Consider the following 14,113-nt stretch of genomic DNA (forward strand, 5'->3'; position numbering starts at 1 on the left):
TGGATATGAATAATGTTTTAATGATGAAACTCATCCACAATTGTTAACATTAATATTTAGATGTAAATCATAAAAGACTAATAAAAAATATGATATCGAGTATTTTTCAACCAAAAAACAAAAACGGTTTATTTTGAATCATCGTTATTAATAAAATCATTATTACCTATTAGTAATAATGGAGTGTTTATTATTTAATTAACACTCCAATTCTAAAAATAATTATTCTATATGTTTTAATTAGTTGAGTGCTAAATTTAGATTACACTTCAATTCATATATTAACATTCGGCATATTATTTTGTTCGTATTTATGAATAAAAATAAGCTATATTTCTAAATACACACCGTCTTCCGATAAATTAATATTGTAATTATATGGGATTTTTACTTATGCTAATAAGCAATAAATACAAACTAATAACTTAGACAGACCGATGACAATAATATGCATTCATACATAAATACAATTATTTCAAAATTAACGAACTTTTTATTCCTTTTAATTATCTTAATAATCCCGATAGCAATTATATACTATGATGTTATTTATTTAAAAAATAACATTCCTGAACAATCTTTAACGGAATATACTCAAGAATTTCTATTATTAGGAACAACTGTCGTATTTGCTTATTTAGGACAAACTAGAAAACTGTATAAGCGTACAGCTTTCCTTATTGCTGCTTTTTTTTGTTGTTTACTCATTAGAGAGTTAGACTCATTTTTTGACCAATTAATCTTTCATGGCTTTTGGGTTTTCCCAGCATTAAGTGTTGCACTTTCAACACTTATCTATGCTAATCAACAACGAGAACAAACACTCAAAGCCTTAGCTGAAGTAATGAAAAACAGTTATTTCCCAATATTATGTTTAGGTCTTGGTATTACTTTAGTTTATTCTCGATTATTTGGTATGGGGGGAATGTGGCATCAAATTTTAGGTGATAATTTTCAACGAATAGTCAAAAATATTGCTGAAGAAAGTTCTGAATCATTAGGCTATATCATTATTTTTTATGCGGCTGTAAATTATTTTTTTTATTATAAAAAACAGTATAATAATATCCATAGAAAATAACTCTTCTTTTTTAAATTGTTTTTATATATTGTATTAACTTGAAAAGGGACGTCATTTAAACGTCCCTTTTATATTCAATTTAATACTATTCTATTTAATTGGTCAGCAATGTCATTGCTTGTAACTTATCACCCGTCATAACAAATTTAAGTTCACCTCCAGCTTTAAATTCGGAGTGATTAAAGAACAATCCGCTATCTAATAGATAGCCATTGATAGACACCGATTTTATGTACATATTATCATCAGCGTTATTTAGTACTTTAACTATAAAGAAACCATTATTAACCGGTAAACGTACTTCATCAAATAACGGACAACCGACGGTATAAACAGGCTCAGCGGCATAGAGAAACAATTCTGAAACATGTTCAGCAGTGAGAAATAATGTGGCGTCATACAGAGAATAAAATTCTCCTAAAAGCACTTAGCTATAGGGGGATTTTTTTAACGTAAAGCCTTCATTGCGGCTTCATAATTAGGTTCATGTTTGATTTCTGCAACAAGTCGCTGTAAGTCACTAGCCCATCCTCATTGACAATAATCACAGCACGAGCAGCCAGACCTTTTAATAGCCCTTCATTAATATTTACACCATAAGTTTGAGTAAATTAAGGCTCGCGGAAAAATGATGCTGTTTTGACATTATCAAACCCTTCTGTGGTACAGAATCGATTTGCTGCAAATGGCAAATTTGCTGAAATACAAACCACAACAGTATTATCAATACCCGCTGCCATTTGATTAAATGCACGTACACTCATCGCACAAACAGGCGTATCAATACTTGGAAAAATATTTAAAACAACCTTCTTTCCTCTAAGTGAACTCAGTGTCAAATCACTAAGATCTGCACCACATAGTGTAAACTCTGGCGCTAACTGACCTGCTTGTGGAAATTGAGCGTCCACTGATAATTTTTTACCTTCAACAGTTACTGACATAACATTTTTCTTTATTTATTTTTATATTTAAAGAGCAAAAATATACTGTGCTACTTTTATCGATATAACAACCATTAAAAAATCAATACATACGCTAGAGGGATGTTTATAATGACCAACAACGTATAAAACATAAATAAAAAGGGGCTTTAGTATTTATAAAAAAGACAGATCAATAAAATAGAAAATTAAATAGTCTTCATTCAAGACTAAAACCTAATGATAGAACTTAACAAAGAAAATAGAATGATAAGTATTATTAAAAAAGAAATATTATATTTCGTATGCTCTATTGATAAATATTAAATTTCACTCATTCTCTCAACGTAACTTTCTAAATATCAATCATAAAGACTAGAGACTAAATCTAATGAAAATCAGCGATAATACGAAAAAAAATGCGATATGGCTGGTATCTAGCCTTATCTTAATCAATATAACGGTATGGGTTATTGCGGTACTTGCCTTTTATCAGCACCCCGCAATGCTAGGTATGTCACTATTGGCATGGTCTTTAGGTTTACGCCATGCCGTAGATGCTGATCATATTGCTGCTATTGATACCACCACCCGTAAAATGATGGAGCAAGGTAAAAAACCCATCACCATTGGTACTTTTTTCTCACTCGGTCATTCCACCATTGTAATGTTAGCCGCGGCAGCCATTGCGGTAACTGTTGGTACATTTAAATCAAAAATTCCATTTATTAGCGATATTGGCGGCATGATAGGCACCAGTGTTTCTATTTTATTTTTATTAATCATGGCTTATATCAACCTTAGAATTTTTCTTTCTGTCTATAAAAAATTCAATGCATATAAGCAAGGTATTCGCCCAACAGATGCAGATTTAAATATTCAATTAACGGGACCATTAAATAAACTTTTCCATTTTTCATTTAAATTTATAAATAAAAGCTGGCACATGTATTTTATTGGATTCTTATTTGGACTTGGTTTTGATACCGCAAGTGAAATTACCCTATTAGCACTTTCGGCAACCAATGCTTCTCAAGGAATGAATATCTGGTTAATCATGATCTTCCCTGTTTTATTTACTGTCGGCATGTCATTAATTGATACACTGGATAATATGGTAATGCTTGGCGCCTATGGGTGGGCATTCTCAAAACCATCACGCAAGCTTTACTACAACATGACTATTACTGGTATTTCTGTGATTGTTGCATTAATTATTGGTGGCTTAGAAGCATTAAGTGCAATTGCATCAAGTTTAACGTTAAGCGGATCATTTTGGGACGGTATTAATACCATGACCGATCATTTTGGTATGGTTGGTATTGGAGTAATTGCGATATTTATTGGTTGTTGGATACTCTCTATCATCAACTATAAGCTCCGCAGTTATGATAAATTAGATCAGCCAATTTAGTTCATTAACCTCTCATTATATCTCCTTTCCTCATCGATAACGGTCGCACGCATTGCGTCCGTTATGTTATCTAACGATATTGCACCATTCTCAATTATCTCTTATATGTAATAATCTTTTTCATTTATCGTATATTGTTTTGTTTTTTGTAATTGTTAATATACCCCCACCGAAACGCCGACGGCGTGACAAACAACAATAAAGATAAGGTTACACAACTCATGAAAACAGTTATTAAAGCAATCATCGCGACCGCTATTATCGCCACTTCTTACACTTCATCAGCACGTGATGGCGCATTCACAGGCAACGTTCATTTTAATAATCAAGCAAATAATGCTGTTGTTACCAACCATTATGCAGTAAACGGTACCGCGGACAAATCACATTCAGGCATTGTGGTAACGAAAAAGAATAGCCACATGAGCTTTAATGACAAACTATTATCAGCCACTGATAAATAATTCTGTTTCTTTTATTATCGTTGCTTTACTAAAACATTTTTTCTCTACTTTATTGCAATTTATTTCGTAAAAGTGTTTTGGATTCACCCACTATTGTTACTTAAATGATAGGGCGTAGAATGAAGCCATCAAAACAGACAGCAACACTAAAATCGGTAAGGATATACATCACCCCTACAGTATATCCCTCAACGTAAACTCGAATTCAGGCTTATGGCTATCGCGATAAGTCATCAAAATTAATAAAAAATTATCGGAGCTTTACTATGAGCAATGTATTTTACATGCCACCTGTAACCTTAATGGGTCCTAACGCTATTCAATCTCTAGGTGCTGAACTAGCATCAAAAGAATTGAAAAAAGCACTTATCGTGACTGATGGTATTCTTGCTGAAATCGGCCTAGTGGATAAACTGACTGATGAGCTAACAGCACATAACTTAGATTTCGTTGTGTTTGATGGTGTTCAACCAAACCCAACTGAGAAAAACATCGAAGATGGTCTTGCTCTTCTTGCACAAAGCAAAGCAGACTTCGTGATTTCATTTGGTGGTGGCTCTTCTCACGATACAGCTAAAGGTATCGCATTGGTGGCAGCTAACGGTGGTCATATTCGTGATTACTCAAAAGGTGTACACCTATCGAAAAAACCACAACTTCCATTGGTAACAGTGAACACTACTGCGGGTACGGCATCAGAAATGACGGTATTTGCGATTATCACAAACCAAGAAGATGAAACTAAATACCCAGTAGTTGATAAACACTTCACCCCTATCATCGCAGTTAACGATTCAGAACTAATGGTAGCAATGCCTACGTTCCTAACTGCAACAACAGGTATGGACGCATTAACTCACGCTGTTGAAGCCTATGTTTCAACAGCAGCAACGCCAATCACTGATGCATCTGCAATCAAAGCGATTGAGTTAATTGTTAACAACTTAGAAGCAGTCGTGAATAACGGTCAAGACCGCGCCGCACGTGATGCAATGCAGTACGGTGAGTACTTAGCAGGTATGGCATTCTCAAATGCTTCTCTAGGTTACGTGCACTCAATGGCACACCAACTAGGTGGTGTTTACAACCTATCTCATGGTTTATGTAACGCAATCCTATTGGCTGAAGTATCACGCTTCAATGCTCAACAAGTACCAGAACGTTTTATTGATATCGCAAAAGCAATGGGTGTTGATGTATCAGGTATGACTCAAGAGCAAGCAGTTAACGCAGCCCTTGAAGCGATTGATGCACTATCTGAAAAGGTAGGTACTAAGCAACATCTAGCTGACCTGGGTGTTACTGAAGATAAATTAGCATTCATGGCACAAAATGCTCTAAATGATGCGTGTTCTTTAACTAACCCTCGTCAAGCAAACCTTGCTGAGATTGTTAATATCTTTAAAGCTCGCATGTAATTACCCTGACTATAGGTAATTAATCTGTCGAAAAGGCCGCTGATTTATCAGCGGCTTTTTTTTGACTGAGTTTTAAAACAATATACAAAAATATCGACTCAAATAAGTCAGTATTTAACATCAAACCTATTGATATAAATCGATATATTAGGACCCTGAACTAATGAAAAACGTACTTACGCTAATCAGCGCGGCTTTATTGTCTTTTTCTGTGCACGCAGCTAACTTTACGGAAGGCAATTACTATAAGGTATTAGATCAACCACAATCAACAACACCAATAGTGACTGAGTATTTCTCATTTTACTGCCCCCATTGTTTTCAATTTGAATCCATAATACGTAAATTAAAAACTAAGCTACCAGATAATGTGAATCTTCAGAAAATGCATGTGTCATTTATAGGTGGTTCAATGGGAAAAGTTATGAGTAAAGCATTTGCAACCGCAGTGATATTAAATGTTACGGATAAAATGGTACCGGTATTATTTAATCGTATTCATACTCTTAACCAGCCACCACATAATGAAGCGGAAATACGCCAGCTTTTCATAGATGAAGGTGTGCCTGCAGCAGTATTTGATGGCGCATTTAATAGTTTTTCTGTTAACGCTATGGTGGTTCGTTTTGATGAATCTTTTGAAGCAGCAGAATTAACTGGTGTTCCTGCAGTTATAGTCAACAATAAGTACCTAGTAAAAACAAGTGATATTAAATCTGTTGATGAATATTTTGAATTAGTTAACTTCTTACTCAAAAAATAACATCACTCAATCAGTAAAAATACCTATCAAGAAGGACGTTAATTAAAGCCTCTTTTTCTTACTTTAAATCACATACTATTAAATATTTAATGATAGACACCTAATAAACCCAATACATTGTATAGGGCAGATACAACAAAGGTCGCTTAGGCGACCTCTTAAATTGTTAGCATTTAACATCACAAATTTTATGCGAAACAAGAGGGTAACGACTAAATAAAAGAAAGGCTGCCATGCCGACTTTTTAGGATTAAACAAAACGCCTCATATTGTTTACGTTCTCGTTTTTCTGCTTTACGCAACTGAAATAATGCTAATCAATAATCCGCGTCAAAATACATTAAAAAGCATTATTGCTACTTCGTTACGACAGATTTGATTTAAATCTGCTTGCCAATATACCTAAAGGTAATGATGTACCTATAATTTTCTTATAAGCATTAAATAATAGCCTATATTAAAAATGCAGAACTTCATTAATACGTAATGAGAGATTGGTACGTTTAGTAGCTAAGTCTTACAAAATATGGGACATTAGCTGTTTTTGTACTGCTTTTTAGTTTGTAGTCATTCTAAATCCACCTCACAGGAAAAAATACCTTCATGATTGATGGTGTTTAATATCAAACTTATTTATGTATACTCACAATATTTAAATTCTTTCCTTATATTATCATGGCGATAACAAATAAAAACTCGGCGAATACGATGAACGTCATACTGCTATACTTATCACGATTCATATTATCTATTCCAGTGCTATTACTGCATATTGTCCCATTAACAACTAATCCATAGAGTTTAAAATAACTATATTTAATAAAATCCATCTTATGCGATTAGATATAATATAAATATATTGGTATCAAAACATAACATATAATTATCTATAAAGTTAAATATAAAATTAACCATTTTCATAGATTTATATTTACTACTAACAACAAAATTAACTTTTAATTCTTTCTATAAGTCGGGTTATTGGATATCCTTTAAATGGCCATAACCTTCTGATACTCTTAAAATCATTCAAAAATAAAATTTTATCGTCAGGCATTGATTTTTTATCATATTTATACCATGCTTTATATACTCCTGAAATATCTATTTTTCGTAATAATGCTTTAACTATTTTCGGGAAATATTTTGTACTTATTCCTGTTTGAAAATCAATAATGTAAGGAATATTATTATTATCGGTAATAATATTCCCATAATTTCGAAGATCAAGATGTACAATTTCTCTATCATGAATAGAATTAATAATACTTTCAAGCTGAATAAAAGTTAATTCAGGAATATTGTATTTTGATTTTATAGCCGTCCCTTCAACATAATTAAATGCGCAAGTATAAGGTGATAACATATATGCATTTGATGTTATTCCATTAATCCCATTTAATTTGTTTATTATATTTACCTCTTTCTTCGCCATTAATCTTCCATATGTTACTCTTATAATAGATGGACAATGATGGAAATCCTTTATGGTTATATCATGTTTTAATGTTTTATATCTGTACACGTATGCATTAGCAAATCTTCCTTTATTTAAAATTGTTAATTCATCATTACCTACATGACTAATTTTCATTGATTTTCTTATTAAATCAATAATATATTTTTTTTCATTATTAAATCACAACTATTACTATTTTTAAATATTTCTACTAAGCCAGAATGAATAGCTAAAAAGTATAATGCTCTCTTCTATTAAACATATAGAAAATTAAACATAAAAATAATATATAAAACCTGTTTTATAATTACATAGATATACAATTACTACCCATTTTACTTCGCTAAAATACACTATTCTGTTTGTAAACATTATTACTATTTCGTAATAGTGTTTTATTTTTATGGGTATTGTTACCTAATATTATTTTGTTAATATATTACTAATAAAGAGTAGGGCTCAATAAAACAGATAGCAATATTCATTTCATTAGCTATATATTAAGCTTCCTTATTAAATACTTATGAGTATATATTATTTTAAAAATAGATTATCAAATTAATAACTTCCAGATATAAACGTATTACCACATATTATTAAATATTACTTTTGACTGAATAAATATTTTCCTGATTACCTCTATCTCATATATATCTAAGAATTAAATGTATCATCCGCAGATGTTATTGACTACTGATGCTCTATTTTTTATTCGAAATTATTGTTAACTACATGGTTTTAAAATATTAACAGAGAAACTTTATATTTTATTATGCGTAAATTTACTGAAGCGACATTTACAAAATCATTCTTATATCCTCGTTATTGGTCTGTACTGATATTAATGGGAGTGATGTATCTTCTAAGTTGGCTACCATATTTTATTCAATTTAGGTTAGGACAAGGTATTGGTCGATTAGCAATGATGGTTATGCCGAGTCGTCGAGAAACGATTAAGAAAAATATAAAATTGTGTTTCCCTTCTTTATCGATAGAAGAGCAGCAAAGTTTAATTTTACAGAATATCGATAACACTGGGTTAGCATTATTTGAAACAGCGATGGCATGGTTTTGGCCTGATATTCGTGTGGAGAGGCACGTTGAAATTGAAGGATTAGAGTATATTGAACAATTACAGCAGCAAGGAAATGGCATTCTATTAATTGCAGTACATTCTATGAATTTAGAATTAGGTGCACGCGCTTTTGGTTTGAAAAACCCAGGCGTCGGAGTATATCGACCAAACAATAACCCCTGTTTTGATTATTTTCAGTTTAAAGGTCGTGTACGTTCAAATAAATATATGCTTGATCGTAAAAATATAAAAGGTATGCTCCGAGGCTTAAAAAACGGAGAGATCTTATGGTATGCTCCTGATCAGGATTATGGTCAAGGTCGTAACTCAACCTTTGCACCATTATTTGCAGTAAAAGATGCCTGTACAACGACTGGAACTAGTTTATTAGTTAATGCTTCTGGTGCAGTACCAGTGGCTTTTTCTATGATCCGAAATAGTAACAGTGGTAAATATACATTAAAGATATATCCACCATTAAATGATTTTCCACACAATGAACCGCATACTGCTGCCGTTTATATTAATAAAGTAGTAGAACATTCAATTATGGCTGCGCCAAGCCAATATATGTGGTTACATCGACGTTTTAAAACTCGCCCAAAGGGTGAACGAAGTTTATATTTTTAATAAAAGTACTATAAAATTCAGTTACGATCTTTCGTTAGTGCTTTAAGTTTTCCGAGAAACCACTCCCGCAAAGAGTGAGTTTCTCACATCTAGCCAAAGACTAAAGATCGCAATGCTCTCTCGCTAAAAAACACACCCATATTCAAATATCATTCGATGACATAGAAACCATATGCATTAACTTTGAATATCAAGTCTAATCTTTATATAAAAGAGTTATGAATGCCGTTCTTTGCAGGTAAAAAACCAACAATAACAAAAATACGACAACAAATAAATAACGAAAACAAACAAGGAAATAAGCGATCTTACTTATGGGATCACGCATTATTATCAAGTCATAATGATATAAATAAAGCTAATCGTTTATATATAAAACTACGGAGTAAAGAAATTATTGTCGATCATAAAATGCACTGCCTGAAAATTAAATCGCGGAAAGAATTACTTACGGTCAGTATAATATGCTTAGTCATGATTCTTGTTACTACATTTCTCTTATATGAATTTATTTTTCACTACATCTGACCAAACAATTAAAAATAAATTTATTTAATCAATCCATCTCGTCATCAATCGCTTATCACTCTGATGTGACTAAAATCGTCCCAAGAAACGATTCTAAAGTCTCAAACAGGTTTTACTCGTTACCTAGTGTGACTTTTTCCTAAAAACAACTATATTTAGCAGCATGCATATTATGTAATCAGGTTCATATTAGTTGCAATATTAAGATACAAGTAATATTGCTATAAACTTTAAATCAAAACAATCATTTCCAGAGAAACCTTCTTACCTTATTTTTATGTCAAGAGAGCACTAGCCTGTATCAACGAGCCAAGCAATCATTCAACACCTTTTATTATTACACGTTGGTAATAGTGTTTTTGTTTTTATGTATATTGTTAACTTTTCAGTAATTGTTAATATAACCCCATCGAAACAGACAGCAACACTAAAATCGGTAAGGATATACATCACCCCTACAGTATATCCCTCAACGTAAACTCGAATTCAGGCTTATGGCTATCGCGATAAGTCATCAAAAATTAATAAAAAATTATCGGAGCTTTACTATGAGCAATGTATTTTACATGCCACCTGTAACCTTAATGGGTCCTAACGCTATTCAATCTCTAGGTGCTGAACTAGCATCAAAAGAATTGAAAAAAGCACTTATCGTGACTGATGGTATTCTTGCTGAAATCGGCCTAGTGGATAAACTGACTGATGAGCTAAAAGCACATAACTTAGATTTTGTTGTATTTGATGGTGTTCAACCAAACCCAACTGAGAAAAACATCGAAGATGGTCTTGCTCTTCTTACACAAAGCAAAGCAGACTTCGTGATTTCATTTGGTGGTGGTTCTTCTCACGATACAGCTAAAGGTATCGCATTGGTGGCAGCTAACGGTGGTCATATTCGTGATTACTCAAAAGGTGTACACCTATCGAAAAAACCACAACTTCCATTGGTAACAGTGAATACAACTGCAGGTACGGCATCAGAAATGACGGTATTTGCTATCATCACAAACCAAGAAGATGAAACTAAATACCCAGTTGTTGATAAGCACTTCACCCCTATCATCGCAGTTAACGATTCAGAACTAATGGTAGCAATGCCTACGTTCCTAACGGCAACAACAGGGATGGACGCATTAACTCATGCAGTTGAAGCCTATGTTTCAACAGCAGCAACGCCAATCACTGATGCATCTGCAATCAAAGCGATTGAGTTAATTGTTAACAACTTAGAAGCAGTCGTGAATAACGGTGAAGACCGCGCTGCACGTGATGCAATGCAGTACGGTGAATACTTAGCAGGGATGGCATTCTCAAATGCTTCTCTAGGTTACGTTCACTCAATGGCACACCAACTAGGTGGTGTTTACAACCTATCTCATGGTTTATGTAACGCAATCCTATTGGCTGAAGTATCACGCTTCAATGCTCAACAAGTACCAGAACGTTTTGTTGATATCGCAAAAGCAATGGGTGTTGATGTATCAGGCATGACTCAAGAGCAAGCAGTTAACGCAGCCCTTGAAGCGATTGATGCACTATCTGAAAAGGTAGGGACTAAGCAACGTCTAGCTGACCTGGGTGTTACTGAAGATAAACTCGCATTTATGGCACAAAATGCCCTAAATGATGCGTGTTCTTTAACGAACCCTCGTCAAGCAAATCTTGCTGAGATTGTTAATATCTTTAAAGCTCGCATGTAAATTGAAGGATAAAAAAGTTAAATTATTACAAAAACGATTAGCACTCAACATATCTAAGCTAACAAGAGAAAAGTTTTTATCTCTATTACGTGAAAAATAATCATTACGTACTGTAAAAAATAACAGACCACTGAATTAATATCAGTGGTCTTTTTACGTCTAATCTCAATCGTAAATATTTTTATTTTCGCTCAGTTAAGATTGTTTCGCCATTGCTTCAAAGTTGCTAATACCAAAAATACCTTTCACATCATGATCACCAAGTTGTTTATTCATTTCCTCAAAGGTTCGCTCAGGATTCAGATCTTTAAATAATTCAGGACGAATCCACTTAGCAAAATACTCAAGTGCAACAAGGTTATAAGGTGAGTTATAAAACGGCTTATACACCGCGTAAATATCCTTTGTTTGGAATGCTTTGGTTGCTTTTAACCAATCACGTGACATCAACAACTCAGTTTGAGCCGCTATTGCTTGAGTATTCATGGCATAACCTAATGGAATGCCATGGGTCGCTTTACCCGTTTTCTTATCAATCCACCCAGCTGACTGCATGATATAAACATCAGTCTTAGCGGTAATAATTGTTTCGGGAGACATTACCCCTTTATGCGCCCCTTTTAGCGGTTTTGTCGCAATATTTTCAGCTTTTAACAGAGTAATAAAATCACTCATATTGCCACCCGAATAGGTATCACAGCAAGATTCAAAGGTATAACCAGCGGCGGTTTCAAGAAAGACATTTTTTGATTTAATTTGAGGATGTTGTGCAATTACATCCTTAATATAGTTTAAGTGTTTAAGGTAATAATCAGAGAATGCTTGACCTCGTTGCCGCTGGCCTAATGCGGTTGCAACAGTGGTTACTGAGTGTAAAGTGTTGGCAATGGTTTTTTCTCGGAAATCAGCAGTGATCACCTGAATACCAGCCGCATCTAACGTGTTAATCAATCCTGTTGACTGAGCCTTTTTTGCACTATCTAAACCAATAATAAGTACATCAGGCTTGGGTTTCATATTAATAAAGGCTTCAGCATCAAACTGGCCTTTACTGATCTTGCCTATGGTATGTACCTTTGCTAATGACGGATAGCGTTTAAGATAAAGATCATACATGCTAGGAGCTGAATTTTTCATATCATCACGCATCGCAACTAAATGCTTACCCGCATTTTTACCGTAAACAATTTCTAATAATGGAAAGTTACGGGCTGTACCTAATGCAATATGTTTAGGTTGATGATCTAACGTGATCGAGCGACCAGTAATATCGGTGATTGTCATTGGATAATCTGCGGCAAATACAGAGCAAGAAATAATTGCGCCAACAGTAAGGGTTAACATTTTTAAGCGAGTTTTCATAATAAAGCCTTATTGGTAATTAAAAGTCGTAACGAATGCCAATCATTTGTTGGATATCGTTGTGTACCGTATCGAAATTAATCGCCGCATAGGTTCTAAACTGACTATTCCATCTTGCAGTAATATCCACGTTAACTGCTCGAGTATCATCAGCTTGATCAAAATTCAATTCACCAAAACCGATAGTCGCTTTATATCTTGAGTTAATCTTATAAGCCGCAACAACATCGTAACCGTTACCCGTTTTTCCCTTAACTTTCTGCCTTGTGTATAACGTACCAAGGTATAATTTATCTAGCTGATAACCTAAACCAATATCAAATTGTTGTTTTGATTGCTGTTGAACTTTAGTTTGTTTAGCAAAACCGATGGCAGTAATGAAACCAGTATCACCGATTATTTGAGAGCCAGCGACAGAGAAACCGCTATCAAAATCGCCTTTGACTTTACCTTCTGCTCCAGCATAGTTTGCGCTTAAAGTGGTTCCGAAGTCGTTGGTATAAGTAGTAGCTATACTGTTGGCGATACGCTTACCTACTTTAAATTTATTTGCCGCAACCGCACCATAAACCGCCTGAATATCGGTGATATCAGTAACAACGCTCATTGCACCATTTGTCTTACCATAAACAAGGGTTACATAACTGCTATCTAATGCCGTTTTAATGCCGGCATATAGGTAACGTGTTTTTTCTGATTTTGCTTTAAACTCTTGTTCAAAAACACCAATACCGCTAATAGCGTCTGTCATTTTCGTCTCACCAGCAATCTTAACTCTCGCTCGACTTAAATCATTAATGTCATGTTCAGTATTCTCAGCTCGCGCTTCAATTCGACCACCAATATTTAGTTTTGAATCATCCGTTTTATAAACAGTTGCTGCATTTACGGTTCCACTTACAGTTGTCAAATATAACAACCCTAAAGTAAGTTTATTTTTATTAATCAAAAATCACCTCAGCCAATTAAGCATCATTTGATGTTATCTTTCGGTAAAAGAGAATGAGAATAATAATCATTTAATTATGGTTGTCAAATTTTGTTACATTTTTTATTCTTTAAAAACATAACTATTCGTAAAAAAGGATGGCTAGCTAATGCACTTTAGTCGCATAATTTTATATATTTGAGCACTGGTAAATATTAGTATCGTCAACATTAATAGTGAAAGTTGTATCATCCACCAGCGAATATTTCATGATGGATACGCTACAAAAAAGACGCAATAATGCCACGGAATTATGAATAACCTCATAGATTAAGATTATTTAATTCAATAAGATAGTTATGATATTT

At 33.7% G+C, this 14,113-nt stretch carries 11 protein-coding genes and 1 pseudogene; 7 read left to right on the top strand and 5 right to left on the bottom strand.

What is annotated here, in order from left to right:
- The first annotated feature begins 448 nt into the window (after positions 1 to 448).
- Positions 449 to 1,081 (top strand): hypothetical protein, encoded by a 633-nt coding sequence (locus OC457_RS17425; protein ID WP_080176307.1) that lies wholly within the window; start codon positions 449 to 451, stop codon positions 1,079 to 1,081.
- Between the two features lie 94 nt (positions 1,082 to 1,175).
- Here OC457_RS17425 and OC457_RS17430 read toward each other — a convergent pair whose 3' ends face one another.
- The gene (locus OC457_RS17430) at positions 1,176 to 1,508 is read right to left on the bottom strand and encodes a glycoside hydrolase domain-containing protein (RefSeq protein WP_144379615.1); all 333 of its coding nucleotides are present in this window, start codon (positions 1,506 to 1,508) and stop codon (positions 1,176 to 1,178) included.
- 20 nt (positions 1,509 to 1,528) lie between these two features.
- Positions 1,529 to 2,025: pseudogene (gene tpx / locus OC457_RS17435) on the bottom strand (thiol peroxidase).
- 370 nt (positions 2,026 to 2,395) lie between these two features.
- Here tpx and OC457_RS17440 point away from each other — a divergent pair.
- The 4 genes from OC457_RS17440 to OC457_RS17455 all read left to right on the top strand — a co-directional run bounded on the left by OC457_RS17440 (position 2,396) and on the right by OC457_RS17455 (position 6,063).
- Positions 2,396 to 3,418, top strand: a complete 1,023-nt coding sequence (locus OC457_RS17440; protein WP_080176308.1) for a HoxN/HupN/NixA family nickel/cobalt transporter — start codon at positions 2,396 to 2,398, stop codon at positions 3,416 to 3,418.
- Between the two features lie 221 nt (positions 3,419 to 3,639).
- On the top strand, positions 3,640 to 3,882 hold the full coding sequence (locus OC457_RS17445; protein WP_080176309.1) for a hypothetical protein: 243 nt from the start codon (positions 3,640 to 3,642) through the stop codon (positions 3,880 to 3,882).
- Positions 3,883 to 4,148: 266 nt separating this feature from the next.
- Positions 4,149 to 5,300 carry an iron-containing alcohol dehydrogenase gene (locus OC457_RS17450; RefSeq protein WP_080176310.1) on the top strand — a complete coding sequence of 384 codons (1,152 nt, stop codon included), beginning with the start codon at positions 4,149 to 4,151 and terminating at the stop codon, positions 5,298 to 5,300.
- 163 nt (positions 5,301 to 5,463) lie between these two features.
- Complete coding sequence (locus tag OC457_RS17455; protein WP_080176311.1) at positions 5,464 to 6,063, top strand: thiol:disulfide interchange protein DsbA/DsbL; 600 nt, start codon at positions 5,464 to 5,466, stop codon at positions 6,061 to 6,063.
- Between the two features lie 949 nt (positions 6,064 to 7,012).
- Here OC457_RS17455 and OC457_RS17460 read toward each other — a convergent pair.
- Positions 7,013 to 7,657, bottom strand: a complete 645-nt coding sequence (locus OC457_RS17460; RefSeq protein WP_080176312.1) for a hypothetical protein — start codon at positions 7,655 to 7,657, stop codon at positions 7,013 to 7,015.
- 637 nt (positions 7,658 to 8,294) lie between these two features.
- On the opposite strand from OC457_RS17460, the gene lpxL reads away from it, so the two are divergent.
- Entirely contained in the window at positions 8,295 to 9,227 is a 933-nt protein-coding gene (gene lpxL, locus OC457_RS17465) for an LpxL/LpxP family Kdo(2)-lipid IV(A) lauroyl/palmitoleoyl acyltransferase (protein WP_080176313.1), read from the top strand.
- Between the two features lie 1,076 nt (positions 9,228 to 10,303).
- Positions 10,304 to 11,455: an iron-containing alcohol dehydrogenase gene (locus OC457_RS17470; protein ID WP_262054078.1), complete on the top strand. Its 1,152-nt coding sequence runs from the start codon at positions 10,304 to 10,306 to the stop codon at positions 11,453 to 11,455.
- A 195-nt stretch (positions 11,456 to 11,650) separates the two neighbouring features.
- Here OC457_RS17470 and OC457_RS17475 read toward each other — a convergent pair whose 3' ends face one another.
- Both OC457_RS17475 and OC457_RS17480 read right to left on the bottom strand, forming a co-directional pair.
- Entirely contained in the window at positions 11,651 to 12,817 is a 1,167-nt protein-coding gene (locus OC457_RS17475) for an ABC transporter substrate-binding protein (RefSeq protein WP_080176370.1), read from the bottom strand.
- Positions 12,818 to 12,836: 19 nt separating this feature from the next.
- Positions 12,837 to 13,727, bottom strand: a complete 891-nt coding sequence (locus OC457_RS17480; protein WP_235866999.1) for a porin — start codon at positions 13,725 to 13,727, stop codon at positions 12,837 to 12,839.
- Positions 13,728 to 14,113: the final 386 nt, after the last annotated feature.

Origin of the sequence: Photobacterium toruni (assembly GCF_024529955.1) — a bacterium.
GTDB classification, from domain to species: Bacteria; Pseudomonadota; Gammaproteobacteria; order Enterobacterales; family Vibrionaceae; genus Photobacterium; species Photobacterium toruni.